This window comes from Allomuricauda sp. XS_ASV26 (assembly GCF_041224615.1).
Taxonomy (GTDB): domain Bacteria; phylum Bacteroidota; class Bacteroidia; order Flavobacteriales; family Flavobacteriaceae; genus Flagellimonas; species Flagellimonas alginolytica.
Map to the genome: position 1 here is coordinate 67,317 of NZ_JBGFGK010000027.1, position 24,982 is coordinate 92,298.

Genomic DNA, 24,982 nt, shown 5'->3' on the forward strand with positions numbered 1-24,982 from the left:
ATGTCAAGTAATTTGATGATTAAATGTGATTTACAATTCTTGGACTGCGAACCCAAGGGTTTTTAGGTCGTTCCAAAAATCGGGATAGGATTTGGAAACCACTTCGGCATCGTTGACCACAAAGTCAACTTTCAGTGCTAATGGGCCAAAGGCCATCGCCATTCGATGATCATTGTAGGTATCCACGAAAACTCCTTCTGCAAGCTGATTTTGAGCTTGTAAGGTCAGGCTTTCGGAATCAATATCCACCTTGGCGCCAAACTTGCCCAACTCTTTTTGCAGAGCAGCCAACCGGTCGGTTTCCTTAATAGGCAAGGTATGTAATCCCGTTAAATGGCAACCAATACCCAATCCCAAACAGCTAACGGCAATCGTCTGAGCAATATCCGGGGCGTTGGAAAGATCGTAGGTTAAATGGTCGGCAATATCTTTTGATGTTTTCTTGAGTACAATGGTATTGTCCTTGAATATGGTCTCCACACCAAAATCCTTATAGATTTTTGCCAAAACGCTATCGCCCTGTAAAGAGTTTTGTTTGTACGATGACAGTGTTATTGCCGAACCTACATCGCACATGGCCACAATACTGTAAAAATAGCTGGCCGAACTCCAATCGGATTCTACCACCAAAGTAGTATCCACTACCTCAGTTTTTGGGGCGACTTTTATGGTGTTCGCCACAAAGGAAGTTTGGACGCCTATCTGTTCCAACAGGGCCAATGTCATTTTTATATAAGGAACAGATGTAATCTTGCCGATCAGTTCCAGTTCCAAACCATTCTCCAAGCTAGGTGCAATTAAAAGTAATGCGGAAATATATTGGCTGCTAATATTTGCAGGCAGGGATACACGGTTTTTTTCGAGCTTTTTACCAGAAATCTTCAGCGGGGGATAACCCGTTTCCTTTTCGTATTGAATATCTGCCCCAAGTGCTTGCAATGCTTCCACCAACACTTTTATAGGTCGTTCTTGCATTCGATGCGAACCCGTGAGCACCACTTGTTTGCCTTGTTGCGATGCAAAATAGGCGGTTAAAAAACGCATGGCGGTACCTGCATGGTGAATATCCACCACTCCATTGGACTTGGCCAAACCCTTTTGCATAACTTCCCCATCGTCCGAGTTGGAAAGATTGGCTATTTTAATATTCGGAAAAAGCGCCTGCAACAATAACGAACGGTTTGTTTCACTCTTAGAACCAGTGATTGCTATGTCTTTTTCAATTTTTGTATTGTTAGGAGAAGAAAGTTGGAGTTTCAATTCGTTAGGGTTTGTATGAATTGTCAAAACTAGAAAAAACAGCCCTAAAGTCCCTTTATAACCGGAACTTTATTTAAGCTTTTTGTTATTTTGATGACGGTCGTGATCCCGTTTGGTCTTTAAATCCAATTTTTTATCGAATGCCTCTTGTAAATCGATTCCGGTTTGGTTGGCCAAGCAGAGTACCACAAAAACAACATCGGCAAGTTCTTCGCCCAGATCTTTTGCTTTATCGGATTCTTTTTCGCTCTGTTCACCATATCTTCTGGCAATAATACGGGCCACTTCGCCAACCTCTTCGGTAAGCTGGGCCATGTTGGTCAGTTCGTTAAAGTAACGGACCCCATGATTTTTAATCCACTCATCAACGGCCTTTTGTGCGTTTTCTATGTTCACCTTCAAAAATTTTAAGTTTAAAAGCAAAGGTAATCACTACTGTTTATACCTTTTCTAAAACTATATAACTTTGATTTTGGTTAGCCACTGCACTACTAAAAAGTTTTTTTAAATAGTCGTAGCCCACATTGGAATATTGTGTAGATCTCAATTGCAAAGAAAATACCACCATGATCTTTCCGTTCAACTCGGTAGTATTATATTGCAGGACACCACTACCATCTGGCAAGGCCAAGTTTACCGGTTTGGGCAACTCTTTAATTGTATACCCAACCGGAACCTCGATATTGGCCATATAATTGAATTTTCTTTGATAACCGAAATCTACCGGATAGCTTCGGGTTTCCGCTCTAAAAGGATTGTCTTTAAAAAAACGAATTATAAATGGGTTGAAATATATTGTTTTGGAAAATTCCAAATCCTCCAATTGAAAAGTAAAATGTTCCACCCAATTCTTCTCATCCGATTGTTCTTCATCAACTTTATATTGATTAATAAAAAATCCGTCTATGTACTCGTTTTCAATTGCTGCCAGATAATCTTCTTGCGATAATTCCGCAATCTTTTTGCGTTTCAAGTAGGCATCATATCCTTTAGAGATCTCATCGAACTTACCTTTCACTGAGCTATTCATCAGATCCAATTCGAGATTTACCCTAACCGTTCTGCCGTTCAATTTTTCTGGTTCAATATCCATCCAGTAACTATCACCATCTAAATCCATAACTCGGCCATAGTAGTTTAGACAACGATAAGGCAGCATTCCAAATGGCATTTCCTTTTCTGTAGCATCCAGCAAGTATGTTTCTCCATCAATTTCAGTTTTGGCAACTACATAATTAAAATCAGACATGACTGGATGTGATTTTTTGGGCAACCCATGCATTCTGGTCGATATGAGAGCAAGATCTGTATCTATCCCCGATGCGTTCAGTAAATTGATCAAGGTGATGTTTATTTCAGCCACGTTTCCTACACCTTCTTCGAATGCCTTTTTTACATTGTTATTCCTAAAAATGCCAAATTTCCCGTTCCAGTTATAGTGGGCTTTTACAAATCTGTACAATTTTATCGCTCTTGTTAAATCACTTTCTTTTCCCGTAATTATCTCCAAAGGTAGATTTCTTTCAAAATAATTTTTTTTGCGGAGCTGCCCTCCGATGTCGCGGTCTGTTCTAAACTCTCGATCTACATCTTTCCATGATTTGGTAAACCTTTCTACCCTACCTTGGAAACTTTCATATTCTGCAAGCTCAAATTCCAATCTAGATCTGTAATTTGACGGAGCCAACATGTATTCTTCATCTTCCTTGAATGCAGGCACATCCTTCATTACATATTTTAACACTTCACAATCGGCCTGTACCGACATTCCGGGAACACTAAAACAATTTGACTGAATAGTAGCGTCGTTAACATCTAGCTCCAATTTACCCAATAGCGACCTATTATATTTATAGTTGCCCGGTATTTTCGCATTGTACTCGGAATATATTTTGGGAATATGCCCCTGGAATTCCCAACCTTTCATGTTGTATAAAAATGGAGATTCCAGTTCGTAAGAGTATTCGAGTACCGATCCTTCTTGGACATTGGAAAATGTAAATCGTTTCTCTGACCAATGTTCACTCACTTGAACATCAAAAATAGTACTGGGCATAACGTTATGTTTTGTACCCTTAACATGGTTTATGGCCTTGACCTTACTTACTGTTTCGGTCTTTTTCTCTGAATGATAATAAGGTATGGATATGTCGGCCTCCGAAAACCCTTCTTCGTCCAATATCTTTATTTTTGCATGGTATTCCGTTATCAACCAAACATAGTTTCTTCTTACCTGAAAATAGTTCCTACCTTTTTCGTAGAGGTATACGGCATGTGCGGTGCTATCTTTATAATAGGTTCTGAAATTAGACTCAAAACCTGAAAGCTCCCCAAATTCCTGACCTTGACCAATAACCGGCATACAGCTCAACATTAAGAGAATCAAAATTATTTTTCTCATATATAAGTTTATTGTTTAGTGAAAATTAATTTACCGGAATTCCATTTACCTATTTGATCATAAAAGCCTTTTACGTCCGAATAGAATTCTGGAGGTATGACCGTTGTATTCCAATTAATTTCGGAATTGATTTTTATTATATCCTCCTCTATCCAGACCTCATATTTATAGCTTCCCATATTTTTGGGCAATACTATGGATACAGGCTCCGGAAACGATTCAACCGCATAGCCATCGGGTACTTTTATGGTTGCCATTTTTTTAAAGGATTGCGTAAAAACTTTCTCTATGGGCAAATTTCTTTCCTCTGCCTTATATGGATTATAATTTAACCCTGAATTGAAAAATGGAGTAAAAACAATCTTGCGGCCAATTGTTTCAAATGCAGATTTTTTGGTATACCCATAGGTTTGCTCCAATGGTTGGGATGGGTTATTGTGGTTTAAGACCTGAAAGTTTGTGATTTCCATATCAGAGAATTTTTTTTCCATATTGACCCGATAGGAGTCGCTTGGGTTCCCGCTATTACCCTTTCTTAAATAGAAGGCGAAGTATCCTGTGCTATGATACCGATATTTGCCCGTGATTGAGCCATCCTTGTTAAAGGATACGGTAATTAATTCAGCATTGAGGGACCTAAACTTTGGTTTTAAATCTATTTGAGCAGTTGTACCGTCCTCACGAATAAGTCTTCCGACCCAATTTACTGCGCGCAATGGAATGAAATCTGGATAGCCATATTTCTCTGTTGCATCGAACAACATTAAATCCGCCCCCATTTGAAGCCCTACAACCACATAATTAAAAGTGCCAACCGTAGGAAAAAAAGGGATTCCGTTTGTTTTGGAACTAATCAAAACAGGGTCTGCTTTGAGACCTGCATACCTGAACATCGAGGTAAGCATAAGGTTTATATCGGCGACATTTCCTTTCTTTTCGTTGTACACTTCTGCAATCCCCTTACTGTTGCACAATATACCAAACCCGTAGTTCCAATTCATTTGTGACTTTACAAAGTCATATATAACCATGGCCCTTTCCATTTCCGAGGATGCATCTCGGAGTAGTTTTTTTAAATCTCCTTTAAAATAGTCGTGACGATTTAATTCCTTACCAAATCTATCGTTATCATAAATGGTTTTAGCAACATCTCCCCAGGTTAAACTATAGTTTTTATATGTTTCATTTGGAAACCTAGTGGACCCCAATTCAAACTTAATGGCTGCTCTATAATCATTTATGTTAACTACCTCTGACTCCGCGACCAATCCGGGAAGATTTGATAATGTGAACGTAAAAATGTTCTCGATATAATTTATGGTTTCCTTTCCCAAAGCAACATTCGTCGGGGTTTTGAAACTGTAATCCGCCTGTTGAACTACCTTTAGCGACTTATTCCGCTGTGATTGTTCCATTTCAACTGGATAAAAACCTCTATTGTATTGTTTATAAACGAAGTACTCTGGGATTTTTAATTGTACCAATGCAAAATCCACTGGAATATCAAATTGCAACCAAAACTCATCGATATTCCAATATGCGTGTGATTTTATTTTAAATGCGACGTCTACAACACTGCCTTCTTTTACATTGGGCATTGAAATGGCCAACTTACTTTGATCATCATTCACTCTTTCGATGAAAACACCCTCATTTTCCAATTTGGTCCTAACCACATTACCGTCCACGATATTAAACGTGAATCCTTTGATCTGATAGATATTTTGTTTATGCTCGCTATTTGTTAAAAAAGACTTGTGCAGGGTAGCCCAACTCAACCCTGCTTTCCTATAAATCTTAATCCTATATTGAACTTCTGTTATAAGCTGCCAACCGGTTTCAGCATGAAAATCAAAGTGTACCAACTCACTTTTATACAGTATAGCGGCCTTAGCATCTGGATAGCGTTTATGCTGAGTGGCCAACACTTCCTCCTTGGATACTTTACCAAATGTTATCTCTTTGGCGGTTACCACTTGTAGAGATAGTAAAAACAGAATATAAATTTTAAATTTCATTGTTCGGTGCAACTTTTTTTTAATGCCCTACCAATATTTACTCTTGCCTCTGCACTTTGTTGTCCAAAAACAATGTGTTCTCCGGTACATGGGTCCAAGTATTCACCAAGATCTCCCAAAAATTTGCTTAGGATTATACAGTATACTTTTTACATACCATTATCTTATGTTTTTACAAGAACCACCTTTTCCAATTCTTTCTTAATTATCTGATTATAAAACTCCTTTAACTGAGCATAATAATTGGAAGAGATCAGCGAAGTATTGAGCTCAATATCCACCCTTACATTGATTTTGTTATTCGCCGCAGACACAAAGTATTTGAACCGACCTAAATTATCTGGTAAGCCAACTGCAATAGACTCTGGAACCGATTCTACAGCATATCCATCCGGAATGGCAATATTGATCATATATTGATCTTTCCATGGGTAACCAAAGTCTACGGGAAACTCTCTTTTTTCGGTTTTAAAAGGATTGACCGTAGTTGTTAGGTAAAATAAAGGTGATATGTACAGTTTCCCGGAAATTTCATCGAAAGCATCTTCTTTAACAAAATTGAACGCTTGTACTACGGGCTTGGAGAGGTTACCTTGGTTTTGCAAATTAAAATTCGAGATTTCGATATCTCCATATTTTTTTTCCAAATCATCCAAATATTTTTCTTCCGTGCCAGCAACGAAATTGTTCCTGAACAACAATGCACTGTTTGCAGAATATTGTTCCTGGTATTCTCCTTCAATGGAGCCATCATCATTAAGCACAACACTCATCATTATGGCATCCACGGATTTTGTTTTGGGCATTAAATCCACTTGTTTTGAACTTCCATCTTCTCGGATAAGCCTACCAAACCAATTCAAGGCCCTCATGGGCAGTATGTTGGGTACAGTATTCTTTTCTGTAGCATCAAAAAGGACTAAACCATTTTCTAGTTGAAGACCGGTAATTACGTAATTGAATCCATCACTGGTCGGGAAGAGCGGTATTCCATGCGATCTTGTACTCACCAACACGGGATGGGCATCCAATCCTGCGTATCTGAACATTGCCGTTAACATAAGATTTATCTCCGCAACGTTACCCTTCCCTTCTTTGTAGGCTTTGCGAATACCCTGATCACTACAAGTTACTCCGTAGTAATTATCCCAGTTCATTTTTGTTTTTACAAACTGAAAAATGGTCATCGCCTTTTCGATATTGGAGGATAGGCCATTGAGCAATGGATCTAAATCATCTTTAAAATATCCCTTCTTGTTCAACTCTGCCCCAAAATCGTCATAAGAATAAATGGATTTGGCCACCCCCTCCCATGTTAAGCTATAATTTTCATAAGGTTGATTGGGGAAATGGGTAGATGCCAATTCGAACTTTACAGAAGTCTTATAGTTATCGATGTTATTGGTATACTTTTCTTCCAACATGGCCGGTATATTCGACACCTCCATTGTATAAATGTTCTCCATAAAGCTCAAAGTGCCATTATTGTGGGTCGACCTGCCCACCAAACCCATATTATCGGAACTTCGGTATGCAATGTTCATGGATCTATTCTTTTTGGATTCGGCAAATTGAATGGTCTGAAAACCTTTGCTGTGTTTTTTGAAAATAAAATATTCCGGTACATCCAAACGAACTTCTGCATGATCCAAGGGAATATCATACTGAAATTTGAATTCATCTATATTCCAGAACATCGGCGACTTTATTTTATATTCAATATCCAAAACACTTCCTTCCTTTACCTCTGGCATGGTAATGGAAGTTTTGTTTCTGTATTTATTGACTTTTTCTTCAAAGACCCCATCGTTCTTGAGCTTTTTACTAACGAGTTTCCCGCCTTCAATATTAAAAGTAAACCCTTTGATGCCCGAAATGGTCTCTTCACCTCCTCTTCCAGCGTAAAGGGGTATTTGTAAAGTAGCCCAATCAAAACCATCCTTTTTGTAAATTTTTATTCGAAAATGAACTTCTCTGGTAACTGTCCATCCGATGTCATATTGATAATCGTACCATATCCATTCGCTTTTGTGCAGAATTGCCGCATTTGCCTCCGGGTAATCGATATGTCGGGTAGCCGACACATCCTCTTTGGATACTTTTCCAAATTTTACATCTTTAGCGCTTACTGATAAGTGTACCAACAATAATGAGAGCAATAGTGTTATCCTCATAACTCTTTTTTGATTAAAACAACTTTCATATTGTCATATCTCGCGACTTTTTTCCTAAAATCACGGTACTGACTATATTCTTCTTTCGGGTATTTACCGGACTTCACCAAAAGTCGCCTTTTGTAACGTATGGTCCCTGGTTCGAGCGTTTCTATAAAAACTGAGTACGACCCGTACTTTGATTCTACCTTTATAGGCAGAATACCAGTTTCCAGCATATACCCCTTGGGCAAACGGATAGTAAACTCATCCTCATCCAAAAACCCTCTTTTTACGACCAATGCTCTTTTTCTATTTCGAACCCTGACCGGTACATTTAAATTTCTGTTGGAAACATTGGGAATCAACAATAATTTATCCCCTGCTGAAGACAAGTAATTATTGGCTGAGAATTCAATATCTTCTGAAAATTCGATATTATCAATATCGTTACCATAGGTAACGGTGCCCAAATTTAAATTTTGCACGTAGTTCCAGTACGTTTTATAAAATTCTTCTTCTTTCGACCTGGTGTTTTTGGTTATCCAATACTTTTGATCGTATTGTGTACCTCTTGAAACAATCTTTACCTTTCCTATTATGTTAGTTTCGTCGGCAATCTCAAAATAGGCTTTGGTAAGTTGATAATTATCCTCATCTGGGTTTACATTCGTACGGACCAATTCGCCTCCTTCGGGTTTAATTTTTAATACATTCCTATTATCCGTAAAAGTGCCCAAATGGTTAACGGGTGCAATCTGACTTGTGCATTCCAACCATACTTCATTATTTTCCAACGGTACATTCAATATAACGTGATTGCCCTGCATGGATGGAAAATCTCTATCCATATCCCTAATCTTATTACCGGCATGTACCACTGTATAATAAGATTCCACTCCAGCTGCCCTCAGCAAGGCCATGGTATAATTGACAAGTCCTTTGCAATCTCCATATTTTACTCGATTCACTGTGGATGCATTTATGGGCATCCATCCTCCAATCCCCAGCTGCACACTTATGTACCTTGTATTTTCTTGTACATAGTGATAAACTATTTTTATTTTTTCCAAAGGATCGTTGACCCCTCTTACCAAGTTTTGCACATATTGTACAGTACCTTCATCCAAATCGTCTTTTCCTTCTAAAAGCTCATCTGACATCCATTTTCCCAGTTCTTGCCAAGTAGCTCCCCTTCCATCGACCCCCTCTAAATGAAACTCGTTCAGTGCTATCTTAACATGTGGGGCAAAATCCTGAAAGCTAGGCGAAAGAGGCTCTTCCTCCATAGCATTCAAATTATTGGCTATATACACAACACCGTTCGTTGTCTTCGATTTTTTGATTTGATACTCGTCTAAATTGTCTTCTTTGGTCCTAAAAGGTATACCACATTCAACACGAAAAGAAAACTGACTGCTTTCTGTACTCAACCGGTAATCTTCCAAAAAGGGCCAGTTTGGTACAAAGGCAGTATTTGGGGTAGAATATTCTTTGGAGAACTCCACTGTATAGGGATATTGGGTTGGCGTATATTGCAAAACCAACACACGCGAATCGGCATACAATGTGCCGCCCCCAATTGCACTTTGATCTAAAAAATCTCTTTTCTTTATTTTCTTTACCTCTTCGCCTTGTGCATTATAAATTACTGCTTCTAAATGTGATACCTTATCCTTTTTTTCGTAAAAGGCATAGGCGTTAACATGTTTATTGCCTTCTTTGTTAAGTACAGTAACCACTCTCTTCTGGTTCACGATCATTCGGTCCTTTGCCTCAACAATCACATCCATTTTATCCAAACGAACTACGGCATCTGCGTTTTGTTGCATTGTTTTGGAAATCGAACTTACTCGATAATCCTGTGAATATGAACTATCAAAGAATAAGGCAAATAGGATAAATAAGTAAAAGTGCATTGGTTGGTTAGGAGAGGTTGGTTTGTTTAAAGATGGTGGTGAATAATTTCTTACAAAAAAGAGATTTTTTTCAACATAAAAAAATTATTCTCTATTTTTTGTGTCCACAATAATGGTAACCGGACCATCATTGAGCAACTCCACTTTCATATCGGCGCCAAAAATTCCGGTTCCAACCTTCTTTCCGAATTTTTGCTCCAATACCTGAACAAAACTCTCGTACACAGGAATGGCAACATCGGGTTTTGCGGCTTTTATGTACGATGGTCGATTTCCTTTTTTGGTAGACGCATGCAATGTAAACTGACTAACTACTATAATATCGCCATCAGTATCCAATACGGAGCGGTTCATCACCCCGTTCTCGTCGTTAAAAATGCGAAGGTTTAAAACTTTATTGGTCAACCAGTCTATATCTTCTTTTGTATCGGCATCCTCGATGCCCAGTAAGATCAAAAGCCCGTTTCCGATGGATGATATCATTTTGCCATCGACGGCAACACTTGCCTTTGATACTCTCTGTAGTACTGTTCTCATTTATCTTTCCCTGTATGGATTATCTTCTTCCCCAGTGAGCATTTGCACATAGCTCCGATAGCGACTTGCTGCAATTTCATTGTTCTCCAGAGCTTTTTTTACGGCACATTTGGGTTCGTCCAAATGTAAACAGTTATTAAATTTACACTCCGATTTTAACGCAAAAAACTCGGGAAAATAGTCTCCGATCTCGTGCTTGTCCATATCCACGATACCAAAACCTTTAATCCCGGGGGTGTCGATTATCCGTGCATCGAAAGACAGGTCGTACATTTCGGCAAAAGTGGTGGTATGTTGGCCTTGCATGTGCTGCTCAGAAATTTCGGCAGTTTTTAGTTGCATTCCAGGTTCCAACGCATTTACCAATGTAGACTTTCCTACCCCGGAATGACCGGCGAACATACTGGTTTTCCCTTTCATTATTTCTTTTACCAAATCAACGTTCTTACCTTGTTTTGCTTCAATTTTAATGCACTTATACCCGATTTTCTTATATAGATCCATTAAATAATCCACCTCAAACCTTTCTTCTTCTTGGTAAACATCCATTTTATTAAAAAGTAGCACTACCGGAATTTCATAAGCTTCTGCGGTCACCAAAAATCGATCTATAAAACTGGTAAAGGTGGGAGGGTTGTTCAAAGTAACCAATAGGAATACCTGATCTAAATTGGATGCAATAATATGTGTTTGTTTGGAAAGCTTAACGGACTTGCGGACTATGTAGTTTTTACGATTGCCAATTTTGGAAATTATACCGATCGTCTCGTCACCAATAGTTTCCAGTTCAAAACTGACATGGTCGCCAACGGCAACTGGATTAGTGCTCTTAATCCCTTGTGTACGGAACTTGCCCTTTATACGGCATTCGTAAAAGTTGCCTTCATTGGACTTTACGGTGTACCAACTTCCGGTCGATTTATAAACTGTTCCGTTCAAAATTTGTTAGTTTTTTTAAATACAAAGAAACAATATTCCTTTCGTTTCGTCGTATATCTTTATTTATAGCATATTAATCATCAAAATTTAAACATGAAAAAAATCTTATTTGCCGCAGTAATCGCTTTGACCACTGCATTTAGCGTAAACGCACAACAGTACAAAGTAATTACCAGCGTTGAATCCATAGTGCCCAACGGGCTTGGTAGATCAAGAATAATCAACGCTCTTGAGGACAAGGATTATAAAGAATTTACCAGTGTACAAACAGAGGACGATAACACGAGAAACAAGTCCAAAAGAAACGAAATCCGTGTTAAAAATTTCGAAGAGACCAAATTGTTGAACTTTTACAATGTTGGCGGTATCCGTTTTCAGAATATTGCGGCCAACGACGCTATGATCACTTCCATGATCAACGATATGATCGCCAACGGATGGGAATTGGCCTTTGTTGTTAGCGGTGTTGAAAGTGAAGGAGGAAAAGGTGATGGACAAGGTATTTTTATTACCCGATATATCTTTAAAAAATAACTGCCTTTATTAAACCAATTAAAAAAGCCCCTTTTTTAAAGGGGCTTTTCCATTTTATAATTTATTTCTTTTTCTATCTACTTCCTTAAGATAGATTTTTCGAATTCTTAAATGGTTGGGAGTAACCTCCACGTATTCGTCCTTTTGAATATATTCGAGCGCTTCTTCCAAAGAAAACTTAATGGCCGGTACAATTTTGGCTTTTTCATCTGCTCCGGCAGAACGGACGTTCGAAAGCTTTTTGGTCTTGGTCACATTTACTGTCATATCATCTTGACGGGAGTTTTCCCCAATGACCTGTCCTTCGTAGATATCCTCTCCTGGATCAATAAAGAATTTACCCCTTTCTTGAAGTTTATCGATGGAATAAGGAATCGCCGTTCCATTTTCCATGGAAACCAAAGATCCGTTCAATCGTTGTGCGATATCGCCTTTTAGTGGTTGATATTCAAAGAACCGGTGCGCCATAATAGCCTCTCCGGCCGTTGCGGTCAACAATTGGTTTCTTAGTCCAATGATTCCCCTTGATGGAATTATAAATTCACAGACCATTCGGGAACCTCTTGCTTCCATACTGGTCATCTCTCCTTTTCGGATGGACACCATTTCTACAGCCTTTCCGGATACTTCTTCTGGCAAATCGATGGTCAAGTGCTCTACTGGCTCGCATTTTACACCATCAATTTCTTTGATGATTACCTGTGGCTGTCCAATTTGAAGCTCATAACCTTCCCTACGCATGGTTTCTATCAATACCGAAAGATGCAATACTCCACGTCCGAAAACCAGGAATTTATCGGCACTGTCGGTTTCTTGAACACGAAGCGCCAAGTTTTTTTCCAATTCTTTTTCCAAACGCTCTTTAATGTGCCTTGAAGTAACAAACTTTCCATCTTTACCAAAAAACGGGCTATCGTTAATCGTAAAAAGCATGCTCATTGTTGGCTCATCGATCGCAATGGTCTTTAGTTTTTCGGGGCTTTCGATATCGGCAACGGTATCACCGATCTCAAAACCTTCCATACCTACAATGGCACAAATATCGCCTGCCACGACCTCTTCAACTCTCAACCTCCCAAGACCTTCAAAAGTGTAAAGTTCCTTTATTCTTGTTTTAACGATGGAACCATCTCTTTTTACCAAAGAAACTTGTTGCCCTTCACGAAGTGTTCCCCTTTGTAATCTACCAATAGCAATTCGTCCTGTAAATGAGGAGAAATCCAACGATGTGATCAACATTTGGGTAGTACCTTCCTCTGGTTTAAATTCTGGCACGTGCTCGATTACCATATCCAAAAGTGGCTCGATATTTTCGGTTGGCTTTTGCCAATCCTCTCCCATCCAGTTGTTTTTGGCAGAACCATAAACCGTGGGAAAATCTAGCTGCCACTCCTCTGCGCCCAGTTCAAACATCAAATCGAACACTTTCTCGTGTACTTCGTCCGGGGTACAGTTTTCTTTATCCACTTTATTGATAACCACACAAGGCTTTAATCCAAGATCGATAGCCTTTTGAAGCACAAAACGCGTTTGTGGCATTGGTCCCTCAAAAGCATCGACCAACAACAAAACCCCATCGGCCATGTTTAATACACGCTCTACTTCCCCACCGAAATCGGCGTGACCAGGGGTATCTATAATATTGATTTTTGTGTCTTTATAAACAACGGAAACGTTTTTGGATACAATGGTGATCCCACGTTCCCGTTCGAGGTCATTATTGTCCAATATAAGGTCGCCTTTGTTCTCGTTTTCTCGGAACAACTGGCAGTGGTACATTATTTTATCGACCAAGGTTGTCTTGCCGTGGTCTACGTGTGCAATGATTGCAATGTTCTTGATTTTGGACATAACCTAAATTTTAAGCCCGCAAAGATACTGCTATTTTTTTCTTGTCAGCACACCTTAATGTTATTTTTATCTTATTGATTTAGTGAGAGTTCCGAACCTACAAACCAACACACCAACGTTTTTCGCTAATAATCCAACCAATACTTAAGTTGATAACCGGCTGTATAGCACCCTTGAACGGGCCTACATAATAACCGGCACCGGCATCTACAGAGAAACTAAATCCCGAATCGTAACTACGCTGAACCCCGTAGACCACACCGCCATAGCCATGTATCCCATCTACTAACCGATCTTCTACCACTCGATCCCCGGGAGAAAAAACAGCAACACTCGGTGCAATATAATTCCCAGAGTTTCCATAAATAGATCTTCTGCGGCGCTCTCTTCCATTAAAATTGTGATAATATCTGTTTTGGACCGTTATGGCCGGGAAAAAATCAAAATCTTCTATGGGTTTGGAACTCGCAGGTTCCAGAGCGGCTTGGTATGCTACCCTAATATCCAAAGTACTGTTGACACCCAATGCCATTTCGTACTCAATACCAGGGTTGAAGGCATTGAGTTTAAATTGACGGATTTCGCAATTTTTACCATATTGGGCATACATAAAAACACCTGAGAACAGGAATCCCAAAATAAAGAAGCGACGCATTGTAGGTTAATTTGGTAGTACTATAACCCCAACTTTATTAAAATAGTATGTTGTAATGGTGTTATTTAATCAAAATAAGGGTCTTTTTTCTTTCTTTTGGTCGCCACCCATCCAAAAGTAAAATTGAACAGTGGGCCATAACCATTTAGCACACCATCACCTTTATAATATCCCGCTCCCAGTTCCAGATTAAAATTGAACCCTTTTTCGTAAGTACGCTGGATACCGTAGACCATGCCATAAAATCCAAGGTTAAAATCGTCCGGTCCCTCCACATCCGTTGCAATCCGCAATTGCGAAAAAAAAATGGCCTGGGCCGCGGCAATGTAATTTCCTGAGTTTCCTGATGTATTTTTTCCCATCCTATCCCTCCTATTAAAATTATGATAGTAGCGATAGCGGTTATTGGAGGCCAAACCAAACACGTAACCTTCCTCATAAGTCGCCAGGGCCAAACCCAAATTGGTGGAGACACTCTGATTTTTAAACAACCCAAACTCATAGGTAAAGCCGGGACTCAATAGATTAAATTTAAACTGATGACGTTCCAAATGGGCCAAATCAAAAGTACTGCCGCGCTCCTGCCACTGCGCAGTGGATAGTACAGGGAATAAACAGAGGGCGAGCAACAGATATTTATAATTCATGGCTTATGTTTTATCCTCATAAATCTAAAAAGGATACCGTGGTTTAATACTATATTTGTGCAAACTTTAAGAAATGGACATCACCAAAATTCCACAGATAAAACATACGGAAAGCGATAATTTTTTCTTGTTGGCGGGCCCCTGTGCCATAGAAGGCGAGGATATGGCCATGCGAATTGCAGAAAAAGTTGTAGCCATAACGGACAAGCTGAGCATTCCATACGTGTTTAAAGGGAGTTTTAAAAAAGCGAACCGGAGCCGTATCGATTCTTTTACTGGAATTGGTGATGAAAAGGCCTTGAAAATTTTAAAAAAAGTTTCAGAAACTTTTAAAGTACCTACCATTACCGACATCCATGAAATTTCCGATGCCCACATGGCGGCAGAATATGTTGATGTTCTTCAAATTCCGGCATTTCTGGTTAGGCAGACAGACCTGGTCGTGGCAGCCGCGGAAACCGGCAAGGTCGTTAACTTAAAAAAAGGGCAATTTATGAGTCCTGAAAGCATGCAGCATGCTGTAAAAAAGGTGACCGATTCTGATAACGAACAAGTTTGGATCACCGATCGGGGAACCATGTTCGGGTATCAGGACATGATCGTGGATTTTCGCGGAGTTCCCACCATGAAACAATACGCTCCTGTTGTGCTGGATGTTACCCATTCCCTACAACAGCCCAATCAATCATCGGGAGTTACGGGCGGTAGGCCCGCTTTGATTGGAACAATGGCACGTGCTGGAATCGCAGCAGGTGTGGATGGTCTTTTTATGGAGACCCATTTTGATCCCGCGAATGCCAAAAGTGATGGCGCCAATATGCTGGATTTAAGTTTGTTGGAAAAGTTGTTGACGGATTTGACTGCTATCCGAAATACAATCAATTCATTATAACTCCATGTTTAAATGTTAAAATTTTAACTGTAAGCATTTGTTTATCAGATATCTATCTAAATCCTATGTTTACTATTTGTAATTAGTCTAAATATTCTTTGTTTGATTTAGCAACGGAATATACATTTGCACTGCAAATTTATTTAGACCAATTATAAATAAAAAATGAAACATCTACTCCTCATACTAAGCTTGGCTTTTTATTCCTTGGCACAAGCTCAATCAGGTAACATCTCAGGAAAAGTAACAGACCAAAGCAACAACCCTTTGGCCAATGTCAATATTGCCGTTTCTAACACTAGTTTAGGGACAAACACCAATTATTCTGGCAACTATGAAATACCCGACCTAGCCCCTGGCGCTTATACTTTAACGTTTTCTATGGTAGGTTTTGGTACACAGAACAAAACTGTTCGTGTTTACGCCGATCAAACCACAAACGTGCAGACCATTACTCTAGTAGAACGCCAAGAACAACTGAATGAAGTTGTTGTCGAAGGGAGTCAAGTGAACAAATTTTCTCGAAAGGCAAGTGTTTATGTTTCCAAAATGCCATTAAAGGATATTGAAAATCCACAGGTGTACAATTCCATTTCAACCGAATTGTTGCAAGACCAAGTGGTCACCAATTTTGATGACGCCCTTAAAAACGCACCCGGAATCGACAAACTTTGGGAGTCTACAGGTAGGGGCAACGATGGTGCAGGTTATTTCTCCCTTCGTGGTTTTGCCGTTCAACCTACTATGATCAACGGATTGCCCAGCTTGACCAACGGAAGTCCGGATCCGGCCAATATAGAATCCATCGAAGTAATCAAGGGTCCATCGGGAACTCTGTACGGGAGCAGTTTAATTTCCTATGGAGGTTTGATCAACATCAACACTAAAAAACCTTATTATGGATTTGGAGGAAACATCTCCTACACTTCTGGCAGTTATGGCCTTAATAGGGTAAGCGCCGATGTAAATACGACCTTGGGCTCCCAAAACAATATTGCTCTTCGTGTGAACACGGCATACCACACACAGAACAGCTACCAGGACGCTGGGTTTAGAAAATCCTTCTTTTTTGCCCCTTCATTGGCATTTCAGGCAAGTGATAGACTCTCTTTCAACATCAATACCGAATTTTATAACGGCAGAAGCACTAACCAAACCATGCTTTTCCTAGATCGCGGTTCACCTTTACGCGTGACCAATTTGGATGAATTGGGTTACGACTTTAAACGTTCGTACACTAGCAACGATTTATATATCGATACCCCAACATACAGTCTACAAGGTCAGATGAACTACATTTTAAATGATTCATGGACTTCCCAGACCGTTATATCGCGATCCAACTCAAAGTCTGATGGCTATTACTCATATTTATATGAAGTTACCTCGACCGCTGAAGCGGTTTCCGGAACACCCCTTGAGGACGGCATTATCTTGGCGCGCTACACCAGTAAACAAAACTCTGAGACATTGGGGACCGATATTCAACAGAACTTTATTGGGGATTTTAATATTGGAACCATGCGAAACCGCTTGGTAGTGGGCTTGGATTACCTCAAAACAAGAACTATAAACAACAGTACAGGTTATGGAAATCAAGGGTTTGCCTATGTTGGAAGAAACACCGATGAGTTCCAAACTGCTGCCCCTGCCCTGCACAATTACTTTGGAACACCTATGGGCACCGGCTTGTACGACTCTGGTGTTCTGACACAAGCAGGAGCGGATGCCGGTATCGCCACCTTGGCCAATCCAGGAGCGCAATTCAGTGAGGCGGTGCAAGAAGTTTTCAGTGCCTATGCCTCAAACGTAATCAACCTACTGCCGGAATTGTCCGCAATGGCCAGTTTACGTGTGGACCGTTTTTCTAACGATGGATACAATCAAACCGCGTTTTCCCCAAAATTTGGTTTGGTATATCAACCTATTTTAAACAAGGTTTCCCTATTTGCCAACTACATGAACGGCTTTAGTAATGTGGCCCCTGTTACCGAATTATCGAACGGGAACCAAGCGGTACGGGCATTAAATCCAGAACAGGCAGATCAGTTTGAGGTAGGAACAAAATTAAATTTGTTCCACGATAAGCTTTCTGCCACTTTGAGCTATTACGATATTACCGTGACCGATGTGGCGCAACGAATCGATACCGATGCCAACAACTACTTTTACACCCAAGATGGCGAACAGACCAGTAAAGGTTTTGAGGCAAGTATTATAGCATCTCCCATAGAAGGATTGAACATTGTTGCCGGCTATAGTTACAATGATAGTGAACTGGTAGAGGGTGATGCCAGCTTTATAGGATTTAGACCCGAGAGCGCCGGACCAATGAACTTGGCCAACTTATGGGCAAGTTACAGATTTACCCAAGGTACTTTGGAAAACTTTGGACTTGGATTTGGAGGTAACTACGCCAGCGAGAACAAAATCTTTAATAGATCCAATGGTACGTTTGCAATTGACGAGTACACCATTTTTAATGCATCCGCCTTTTACGATGCCAGAGATTTCAGAATTACTTTGAAACTGGACAACATTGCCAACAAAGACTACTACAAAGGTTGGTCAACCATCAGCCCCCAAAACTTAAGAAGTCTTTCTGCCAATTTCACTTATAAATTCTAAGAGAACCAAATGAAAAAACTCATAGCAACATTATTGCTCATTACCCTGCCCGTACTATCGGCCTCAGCTCACTACCTATGGATCGAAACAAACGGTACAGGGGCCTTGGGCCAGGCACATGAAATCCGTGTACATTATGGAGAATACACCTATGGTGTTATTGAAAAAGTGGAAGGAGAAGCCTTTCCGCTGGTTTCCAAGTTTACCCTTTGGGCAATAGCTCCCGATGGCACAAAGACCCCATTGAGCACAGTAGCCAAAGAGGACCATTATTTAGCGAGCTTTACACCATCTCAGAAAGGTGTGTACACCATCGCTTTGAACAATAATGAGATTAATGTGATCGATTATACCCAATACGATTTTGGGATTTTTAAGACCCACTATCATTCAACAGCAAAGATTTTGGTAGGAACCGATGGCGATACCAAAACCGCCAATCCCGATGGAATTGTGATAAAGCAGTTGGAGAACGATGGAGAGGTAATCAAGCTTCAAGTATTGTACAAAGGTAAGCCCATTGCCAAAAACGAACTTAAAGTCTATGTTTCCGACCTATGGTCCAAAACCTTGTTCACGGACGATAATGGAGAGGTTTCCTTTGCATTGCCCTGGAACACCAAGTACATTGTGGAGACCACGACCAAGGAAGAAATTCCTGGCACCTACAATGGAGACGGTTATGAATTTATTTGGCATTGTGCCACTTATTGCATAAAACCCTAAGTATGGCCACAGGAATTTCCCTTCTTACTTTTATAACGTTTTACCTGTTTTACGGCACTTCCAAAAAGATGGCCTCCATAGGCAAGTTAGGCATTGAGAAATGGATTGGCGAAAATAGAAAAATAGCACAAATAGCCGGTTTGGCCCTAATGGTTTTCTCATTGGGGCTTAGCTGCTTTTATTGGGGACTAGGCTCGGGTACGTTTACTTTTTTCATCATATTGATGACAGTTGCCAGTTTAGTGATTCTCTTGGCGCCGTTACGCTTGTTGAACCACCGTTTTTTAGGCATCTTTTTTTTATGCTCCTTCCTTTTTGAAACCTTATTGTTTTAACCTATGCCTGCCAACAAAAAATATTTGACCCCTTCGCCATGGCAACGATTAGCCAAAATATCCGCTGCCATTTTGGGCGGTCTTGTTGTGGCCGTATTGTTCCATTTGGCCCTGGCCAGTTGGTTCAACCATGTGGCAGTTATTATTACCAGCACTTTTACCGCCTTTATCCTTTGGGCCATTTTGATGGTTATTGCCTTTTTGGGCAAAAATGGCTGGAAGATATGGGGTATTTACCTATTTATCAGCCTTGTGCTCTTTGTCATATTTTATTTTGGAAACCAAACCAACCCACTTGTTTAAACCATGGGAAACCGCATTTACAATATTTTGTTCCACACACATACCGTAAGCGGTATTGTGATCAGTGTAGCGCTCTATGTTATTTTCTTTACAGGCTCTTTCTCTTTTTTCAGGGATGAAATTGCCAATTGGCAGCACGGACATTCCGTGAGTCAGGAAGATGCATTGCCCGGCAGTGTGGATGGCCATCTCAACGATTTATCCAAAGAGTACGATTTATTCGGCCGTGAAGTGGAACTGAGGCATTATTACAACGAAAGAAGTATTTCCGTCAACTTGGGAGCTTCCAAGGATTCCTTGGCTTCGGAAGATGCCAAAGCACCGGTATTTTTCTATTTAGATCCTGAAACCAAAACCAAAACGGCGGATTATGCAAGCAATTACCATTTGGGAGAATTTTTGTACCGCCTTCACTTTTTAGATCAAATTCCCTACCCTTATGGCAGAACATTGGCGGGGCTTGTGGCCTTCTTTTTCCTTTTTGCCATCATTACCGGTATCTTGGTACATTGGAACAAGATAGTTTCCAACTTTTACACCTTCAGGCCATGGGCCAAACTCAAAACCATGTGGACGGATGCCCACACTGCCCTTGGTGTGATTGGATTTCCATTTCAATTTGTATATGCCGTAACCGGAGCCTTCTTTTTATTAAAAGGTATTTTAATGCTCCCCATTGTAATGGGGTTGTATAATGGTGATCAAAACCAATTGTTTGAAGATCTTGAGTACAACCATCCCGTTTACGAATTCCAAAATCAAAAATTGAAAAATGCCATTAACTTAGACCAATATGTTCGAGAAATGAAAGAAGAATGGGGCGATTTTCGAGTTACGGAAACACACATTTTTAACTACGGTGACCAAAACATGCACGCTGCCATTAGCGGATACCTGGGTTACGACACCAAACTGAATGGTTTAGGATATCGTATTTACAAAATTGCCGATGGTTCCATTGCTCAGGAAAAAGTACCGATTGCCCCAACCTCATACTTGGATGGTGTAAAAAATATGATGTTCCGTCTCCACTTTGGTGATTACGCAGGCTACGGGCTACGAGTGGTTTCCTTTATTTTAGGGTTGGTATCTTGCTTTGTGATCCTCTCCGGGATTATGATCTGGTTGGTGGCCCGCGACAAAAAGAACATTCCCGAAAAACGTAGAAAGTTCAACCAACAAGTAGCCAATTGGTTTATGGCCATTTGCCTTACCATGTTGCCCGTTACCGCTTTGGAATTTATTATTGTAAAGTTTGCGCCCACAGTGGACATGGGTTTTCTATACCAAACGTATTTTACAATTTGGTTGGTGGTAACAGTGTTCTTCATCCTTAAAAAGGATATTGCCTTCACCAACAAATGGACTTTGATATCTGGTGGGGTTTTAGGCTTATTGGTACCGATTGCAAATGGAATTACAACGGGCAATTGGATGTGGGCGGCCTATCAAAACGGATATCAACATATCTTCTTGGTGGATTTGCTTTGGTTGATTTTGGGGCTAGTGGCTCTCTGGATCGCTTTATTTAAACTGAACACTTCTAGAGAAGATCTTGCACCTTCCTAAATCTATTTTTTGTAAAACCCTTTGCTTTTGAGGGAATAACATTCCTGTAAAACTTCTACCAATACCTCTTGATCAATTTCTTCCAAAGTAAAATAGCGAAGGGACTTGACCACCTTTCGGTTTTCGACGACCATTTTATCCAAATGCAATGTGAGATGGGCCGAATTCCAGAACGCAATGTCCACGTACTTCTTTTTTTGGGACACATTTAAATAGCAAATGGGCCTTTTACCAGAATAAAAACAAGGAATGCTCCATTTGTATCTCATATCTACATCAGGAACAACAGACTCGATTACAGCTTTTAAGTGCAATAAAATGCTTCTGAAAGGTTCTTTTTGATTAATGATATAATCTTCGGCCGGGTTCATATAAACGACTTGTTTACGACTTATGTTTGAACAATTTGTTGATCAACTGCAACAACAGTACCGCCACAAAACCGATACCCAACCCTAGTATAAAATCTTTTACCAAAGAAGGCAATCCCGGGAACAAGTGATGAAATAATTCTACATTATGGCTAAAAATACCACCTGAAACCAATAATAAGGCCAGTGTTCCCACCACAGAAAGCGCTTTGATTATTTTAGGCAGTGCATTGACCAAAACCATTCCGACTTTATCAGAAAAACTATCGGTTTCTTCGTTTAAATTGATAAGTCGGTAACCGTAATCGTCCATACGAACAATCAATGCCACAATGCCATAAACCCCTACGGTAGCCAATAATGCAACTACAGATACCGTGGCAATTTGAATTGTTAAGGTTTCGTTCACCACAGTACTCAATGCTATGATCACTATCTCTATGGAAAGAATAAAATCCGTTACTATGGCCTGCTTGATTTTCTTCTTCTCCAATTCGGGCAAATCTTCTTCCGGAATTTCGATCGGATCATCCCCATCGGCATTATCCTTTCTATGAAAGATGTATTCGTACACTTTTTCTGCCCCTTCGTACGCCAAAAAAACACCTCCCAACACAAGAATAACCGTTATTGCCGTGGGTAGATAAGCACTTAATAAAAAGGCTATGGGCAAAATAATCAGTTTATTCACAAAGGACCCTTTGGTGATGGCCCATAAAACGGGAATTTCCCTGCTGGATAAAAATCCTGTGGCTTTTTCTGCGTTGACGGCCAAATCATCGCCCAAAATACCCGCAGTTTTCTTAGTGGCGATCTTGCTCATAGAAGCTACATCGTCCATAAGTGCGGAAATATCGTCTAAAACTGCAAAAAAACCGGAAGCCATAATAGTATCATTAGGTTATAAATAATGTTAGAGTTTGATCGCAAAGTAAATAAATAGAAAAATAATCCGGGGGCAAAAATCTAAAAATACCGGAGCTTCCTTTTATACGCCTTTTAAAGACATTAAGGTAGCTACCCAAATAATTACCGATGAAAAGAAAATACCAATCGTGTTGGCTGCAAATGCTTCTCTTTTTTTCATTTTGAACAAGTAAGCGGCAATACTCCCCGCATAAACTCCGGTTCCGGGCAGAGGAATCATTACAAAAAGAACGATGCCTAAAAAGCCAAATCGTTGAATCTTATTCCCCGATCCTTTTTTGGCTCTTTGCCCCACATATACAGCCGATTTTTTATAAAAACGCCATTTGATCAAATGACGGTTGATGTACTCCAAGAAAAACATCATTAAAGGGAAAACCAAAACATTGGCCCCAAAGCACACTACGAACACAAGATATTCGTTGACCCCCTGGTACATTCCATAAGGAATGCCCACCTTGGCCTCACCGAATGGCGAAAGGCTCCAGAGCGCCGCTATAATAAGGTCTATGTGCAAAATACCGTTTTTTTAAGCCTACAAACCTAATAAGGAATTTACGTTTACCCCCTTTTTTAACCCTTAAAAATTTATTAATTGTGATTTATAGCGCTGAACGGCACAACGAATTGGGCGATTTGCTCCAAATGAAGCAATTACTAGGCTACTGAAGAAAATGACGACCCATTTATTTCCTGGTTAAAACCGGGCGATATGATCAAAAAATATTCTTTTGGAGTCTTGTCTGATATGGAAACCCAGTTTTTGTCCACATCCACATCGAAACAAAATTGGGCAAAATCGGTATCCACATCCAATCTGGACAACAGAAACCTCATGATTTTAGGTCTTAGACTGTACTCCAGTTCGATATAGGTTCTTTTCATTACTGGATTGTCATCTCCAGAAAACACCCAACTAAATTTCATTATCTTCAAGAATAAGAACATACAAGATACTAAAAAACAATACATTATCACTCAAAACAGATCATATTTTCGGGCAATGGTTATTCTTTACCGTCCACGTAATCTTGTAGGTAGGCAAACCTTTCGGTCAACTTGCCATTTTGGGTCATACGCGCCCTATCGAGTATGCCTTGTGCATCTTTGTTAAAAAAGGCCGGGATAACGTAATTTGAAAATGCCTCCCCGAATCCTACGCTGGCATCCCGGGGCAGTTCGCACGGTAAATTGTCAACCGCCATAACTGCTATGGCATCCTTATTTTTATAATCGGTTTCATTCTCACCAATAGGATCATAGCCATATACAGGGTCCGCTATGGTGGATGGACGGATGGTGGAGGCCACAGGACCATCTATATCGCAACTGATATCGGCTACTACCTTTATTTTGAAATCGGGGTGTTTGGCATCTTCCCGAGTGTACAGATAAGGCGCTCCATCTCCATAAAAATGTCCGGCAATATAAAAATCGGTCACCTTGGCAAAACGGAAAAAGTTGGACTCATAGGCCTCTGGGTTCTCAAAAAAGTCAGCTTTGTTCCCCCGTACCCCATCTTTACGTTTATTGTATTCCGAAGCATCTATCTGACAATAGACCGGGTATTCAAAATCATCTTTTAAATACTCGGTCACCCCAACCTGATGCAATCCCATGGCATGGAGCATTTCCTTGGCACCATTGCCGACTCTTCCCTTTCCTGTGAGCAATATTTTAATTTGGGGAAGTTGTATTTTTTTGAGTTCGTTGATCAAAGCCTGTTGGTCCACAAGTGTCTCGGCCTTGGGCAATTGGTAAAGATCGTGTTTAAGCCCAAAAGCCCTAAACCCATTGTAGGCACCCACAATCCCGGCGTATCTGCCAAAAGCTACCAATCTTGCTCCCTTTGTATTGGTGATCACCTCGTGATCGTAGAGTTCTATGTTCTTTTCCAATATGGCTCGTAGCAAATCTCTATTGTAAGGCTGCTTTTTTATGGTATGGGAAAAGAAGAAATACTTTTTGTTGGGTATCAAAGCGTTAATGGGAACCTCTTTTACGCCGAGCAGGACCTCGCATTCTTCAAGGTTTTGAACCACTTGGAGTCCTTTATTGCTATATTCTTGATCGGAAAACACCCGAATTGGGGACGATTCCACTAAAATTTCGGCTTTTGGAAATTTGGAAAGGACATTTTGACATTCCCCTGGCGATAGGACCACCCTTAGATCGGGCGGATTTTTGCGCTCCCTGATGATTCCGAACTTCATATAAAATTTGGTATAATTGTTGACCAAAATAAGGGTAAATGGCAGGGTAAGCAAACTTTTTATTGTTTGATGGATATGATTTACCTTTGCCGACCGCGTTAGGG

General features: G+C 40.2%; 23 protein-coding genes. 7 read left to right on the forward strand and 16 right to left on the reverse strand.

Annotation, left to right across the window (positions count from 1 at the left end; all coding sequences use genetic code 11):
- Positions 1–30: 30 nt before the first annotated feature.
- From AB9K32_RS01955 to rsgA, 8 genes are all read right to left on the reverse strand, one after another.
- On the reverse strand, positions 31–1,260 hold the full coding sequence (locus AB9K32_RS01955) for a 3-phosphoshikimate 1-carboxyvinyltransferase (protein ID WP_369884189.1): 1,230 nt from the start codon (positions 1,258–1,260) through the stop codon (positions 31–33).
- Positions 1,261–1,329: 69 nt separating this feature from the next.
- The gene (locus AB9K32_RS01960; protein WP_090293531.1) at positions 1,330–1,656 is read right to left on the reverse strand and encodes a nucleotide pyrophosphohydrolase; all 327 of its coding nucleotides are present in this window, start codon (positions 1,654–1,656) and stop codon (positions 1,330–1,332) included.
- 43 nt (positions 1,657–1,699) lie between these two features.
- Positions 1,700–3,661 (reverse strand): DUF3857 domain-containing protein, encoded by a 1,962-nt coding sequence (locus AB9K32_RS01965; RefSeq protein WP_369884190.1) that lies wholly within the window; start codon positions 3,659–3,661, stop codon positions 1,700–1,702.
- Positions 3,662–3,669: 8 nt separating this feature from the next.
- The gene (locus AB9K32_RS01970; protein WP_369884191.1) at positions 3,670–5,679 is read right to left on the reverse strand and encodes a hypothetical protein; all 2,010 of its coding nucleotides are present in this window, start codon (positions 5,677–5,679) and stop codon (positions 3,670–3,672) included.
- A gap of 164 nt (positions 5,680–5,843) precedes the next feature.
- Positions 5,844–7,853 carry a transglutaminase domain-containing protein gene (locus AB9K32_RS01975; protein WP_369884192.1) on the reverse strand — a complete coding sequence of 670 codons (2,010 nt, stop codon included), beginning with the start codon at positions 7,851–7,853 and terminating at the stop codon, positions 5,844–5,846.
- Positions 7,850–9,664, reverse strand: a complete 1,815-nt coding sequence (locus AB9K32_RS01980) for a DUF3857 domain-containing protein (RefSeq protein ID WP_369884193.1) — start codon at positions 9,662–9,664, stop codon at positions 7,850–7,852. Before AB9K32_RS01980 ends, AB9K32_RS01975 begins: the two co-directional genes overlap by 4 nt.
- Before the next feature lie 171 nt (positions 9,665–9,835).
- Complete coding sequence (dtd, locus tag AB9K32_RS01985) at positions 9,836–10,288, reverse strand: D-aminoacyl-tRNA deacylase (RefSeq protein WP_224837527.1); 453 nt, start codon at positions 10,286–10,288, stop codon at positions 9,836–9,838.
- The gene (gene rsgA / locus AB9K32_RS01990) at positions 10,289–11,227 is read right to left on the reverse strand and encodes a ribosome small subunit-dependent GTPase A (RefSeq protein ID WP_369884194.1); all 939 of its coding nucleotides are present in this window, start codon (positions 11,225–11,227) and stop codon (positions 10,289–10,291) included.
- Positions 11,228–11,320: 93 nt separating this feature from the next.
- Here rsgA and AB9K32_RS01995 point away from each other — a divergent pair, with 93 nt between their 5' ends.
- Positions 11,321–11,761, forward strand: coding sequence for a hypothetical protein (locus tag AB9K32_RS01995; protein ID WP_224837525.1), 441 nt, complete (start codon positions 11,321–11,323; stop codon positions 11,759–11,761).
- Between the two features lie 54 nt (positions 11,762–11,815).
- Here AB9K32_RS01995 and typA read toward each other — a convergent pair whose 3' ends face one another.
- The 3 genes from typA to AB9K32_RS02010 form a co-directional block, all read right to left on the reverse strand.
- The gene (gene typA / locus AB9K32_RS02000) at positions 11,816–13,612 is read right to left on the reverse strand and encodes a translational GTPase TypA (protein ID WP_224837524.1); all 1,797 of its coding nucleotides are present in this window, start codon (positions 13,610–13,612) and stop codon (positions 11,816–11,818) included.
- A 97-nt stretch (positions 13,613–13,709) separates the two neighbouring features.
- Positions 13,710–14,267 carry a hypothetical protein gene (locus tag AB9K32_RS02005; RefSeq protein ID WP_369884195.1) on the reverse strand — a complete coding sequence of 186 codons (558 nt, stop codon included), beginning with the start codon at positions 14,265–14,267 and terminating at the stop codon, positions 13,710–13,712.
- A gap of 65 nt (positions 14,268–14,332) precedes the next feature.
- Positions 14,333–14,914 carry a hypothetical protein gene (locus AB9K32_RS02010; RefSeq protein ID WP_369884196.1) on the reverse strand — a complete coding sequence of 194 codons (582 nt, stop codon included), beginning with the start codon at positions 14,912–14,914 and terminating at the stop codon, positions 14,333–14,335.
- Positions 14,915–14,987: 73 nt separating this feature from the next.
- Between AB9K32_RS02010 and kdsA the strand changes: the two genes are divergently transcribed.
- From kdsA to AB9K32_RS02040, 6 genes are all read left to right on the forward strand, one after another.
- On the forward strand, positions 14,988–15,806 hold the full coding sequence (gene kdsA, locus AB9K32_RS02015; protein WP_369884197.1) for a 3-deoxy-8-phosphooctulonate synthase: 819 nt from the start codon (positions 14,988–14,990) through the stop codon (positions 15,804–15,806).
- 165 nt (positions 15,807–15,971) lie between these two features.
- The gene (locus AB9K32_RS02020) at positions 15,972–18,434 is read left to right on the forward strand and encodes a TonB-dependent siderophore receptor (protein WP_369884198.1); all 2,463 of its coding nucleotides are present in this window, start codon (positions 15,972–15,974) and stop codon (positions 18,432–18,434) included.
- Positions 18,435–18,443: 9 nt separating this feature from the next.
- Complete coding sequence (locus AB9K32_RS02025) at positions 18,444–19,160, forward strand: DUF4198 domain-containing protein (protein ID WP_369884199.1); 717 nt, start codon at positions 18,444–18,446, stop codon at positions 19,158–19,160.
- Positions 19,161–19,162: 2 nt separating this feature from the next.
- Positions 19,163–19,495: a hypothetical protein gene (locus AB9K32_RS02030; protein ID WP_369884200.1), complete on the forward strand. Its 333-nt coding sequence runs from the start codon at positions 19,163–19,165 to the stop codon at positions 19,493–19,495.
- Between the two features lie 3 nt (positions 19,496–19,498).
- On the forward strand, positions 19,499–19,798 hold the full coding sequence (locus AB9K32_RS02035) for a hypothetical protein (RefSeq protein WP_224837517.1): 300 nt from the start codon (positions 19,499–19,501) through the stop codon (positions 19,796–19,798).
- A 3-nt stretch (positions 19,799–19,801) separates the two neighbouring features.
- Positions 19,802–21,367 carry a PepSY-associated TM helix domain-containing protein gene (locus AB9K32_RS02040; RefSeq protein ID WP_369884201.1) on the forward strand — a complete coding sequence of 522 codons (1,566 nt, stop codon included), beginning with the start codon at positions 19,802–19,804 and terminating at the stop codon, positions 21,365–21,367.
- A gap of 2 nt (positions 21,368–21,369) precedes the next feature.
- Here AB9K32_RS02040 and AB9K32_RS02045 read toward each other — a convergent pair whose 3' ends face one another.
- The 5 genes from AB9K32_RS02045 to AB9K32_RS02065 all read right to left on the reverse strand — a co-directional run bounded on the left by AB9K32_RS02045 (position 21,370) and on the right by AB9K32_RS02065 (position 24,878).
- On the reverse strand, positions 21,370–21,738 hold the full coding sequence (locus tag AB9K32_RS02045) for a DUF1801 domain-containing protein (protein ID WP_224837515.1): 369 nt from the start codon (positions 21,736–21,738) through the stop codon (positions 21,370–21,372).
- A gap of 13 nt (positions 21,739–21,751) precedes the next feature.
- Positions 21,752–22,624 carry a DUF808 domain-containing protein gene (locus AB9K32_RS02050; protein ID WP_369884202.1) on the reverse strand — a complete coding sequence of 291 codons (873 nt, stop codon included), beginning with the start codon at positions 22,622–22,624 and terminating at the stop codon, positions 21,752–21,754.
- A gap of 102 nt (positions 22,625–22,726) precedes the next feature.
- Complete coding sequence (locus AB9K32_RS02055; protein ID WP_224837513.1) at positions 22,727–23,182, reverse strand: small multi-drug export protein; 456 nt, start codon at positions 23,180–23,182, stop codon at positions 22,727–22,729.
- Between the two features lie 140 nt (positions 23,183–23,322).
- Positions 23,323–23,550 (reverse strand): hypothetical protein, encoded by a 228-nt coding sequence (locus tag AB9K32_RS02060; protein WP_369884203.1) that lies wholly within the window; start codon positions 23,548–23,550, stop codon positions 23,323–23,325.
- A 122-nt stretch (positions 23,551–23,672) separates the two neighbouring features.
- Positions 23,673–24,878, reverse strand: coding sequence for an NAD(P)-dependent oxidoreductase (locus tag AB9K32_RS02065; protein WP_369884204.1), 1,206 nt, complete (start codon positions 24,876–24,878; stop codon positions 23,673–23,675).
- Between the last annotated feature and the right edge of the window lie 104 nt (positions 24,879–24,982).

Excerpts from the sequence above, each read along its gene's own strand:
- AB9K32_RS01965 (WP_369884190.1), bottom strand. The coding sequence starts at position 3,661 with ATGAGAAAAATAATTTTGATTCTCTTAATGTTGAGCTGTATGCCGGTT.
- AB9K32_RS01970 (WP_369884191.1), bottom strand. The coding sequence starts at position 5,679 with ATGAAATTTAAAATTTATATTCTGTTTTTACTATCTCTACAAGTGGTA.
- AB9K32_RS01975 (WP_369884192.1), bottom strand. The coding sequence starts at position 7,853 with ATGAGGATAACACTATTGCTCTCATTATTGTTGGTACACTTATCAGTA.
- AB9K32_RS01980 (WP_369884193.1), bottom strand. The coding sequence starts at position 9,664 with ATGCAACAAAACGCAGATGCCGTAGTTCGTTTGGATAAAATGGATGTG.
- dtd (WP_224837527.1), bottom strand. The coding sequence starts at position 10,288 with ATGAGAACAGTACTACAGAGAGTATCAAAGGCAAGTGTTGCCGTCGAT.
- AB9K32_RS01995 (WP_224837525.1), top strand. The coding sequence starts at position 11,321 with ATGAAAAAAATCTTATTTGCCGCAGTAATCGCTTTGACCACTGCATTT.
- typA (WP_224837524.1), bottom strand. The coding sequence starts at position 13,612 with ATGTCCAAAATCAAGAACATTGCAATCATTGCACACGTAGACCACGGC.
- AB9K32_RS02005 (WP_369884195.1), bottom strand. The coding sequence starts at position 14,267 with ATGCGTCGCTTCTTTATTTTGGGATTCCTGTTCTCAGGTGTTTTTATG.
- AB9K32_RS02010 (WP_369884196.1), bottom strand. The coding sequence starts at position 14,914 with ATGAATTATAAATATCTGTTGCTCGCCCTCTGTTTATTCCCTGTACTA.
- kdsA (WP_369884197.1), top strand. The coding sequence starts at position 14,988 with ATGGACATCACCAAAATTCCACAGATAAAACATACGGAAAGCGATAAT.
- AB9K32_RS02020 (WP_369884198.1), top strand. The coding sequence starts at position 15,972 with ATGAAACATCTACTCCTCATACTAAGCTTGGCTTTTTATTCCTTGGCA.
- AB9K32_RS02025 (WP_369884199.1), top strand. The coding sequence starts at position 18,444 with ATGAAAAAACTCATAGCAACATTATTGCTCATTACCCTGCCCGTACTA.
- AB9K32_RS02030 (WP_369884200.1), top strand. The coding sequence starts at position 19,163 with ATGGCCACAGGAATTTCCCTTCTTACTTTTATAACGTTTTACCTGTTT.
- AB9K32_RS02035 (WP_224837517.1), top strand. The coding sequence starts at position 19,499 with ATGCCTGCCAACAAAAAATATTTGACCCCTTCGCCATGGCAACGATTA.
- AB9K32_RS02040 (WP_369884201.1), top strand. The coding sequence starts at position 19,802 with ATGGGAAACCGCATTTACAATATTTTGTTCCACACACATACCGTAAGC.
- AB9K32_RS02045 (WP_224837515.1), bottom strand. The coding sequence starts at position 21,738 with ATGAACCCGGCCGAAGATTATATCATTAATCAAAAAGAACCTTTCAGA.
- AB9K32_RS02050 (WP_369884202.1), bottom strand. The coding sequence starts at position 22,624 with ATGGCTTCCGGTTTTTTTGCAGTTTTAGACGATATTTCCGCACTTATG.
- AB9K32_RS02060 (WP_369884203.1), bottom strand. The coding sequence starts at position 23,550 with ATGAAAAGAACCTATATCGAACTGGAGTACAGTCTAAGACCTAAAATC.
- AB9K32_RS02065 (WP_369884204.1), bottom strand. The coding sequence starts at position 24,878 with ATGAAGTTCGGAATCATCAGGGAGCGCAAAAATCCGCCCGATCTAAGG.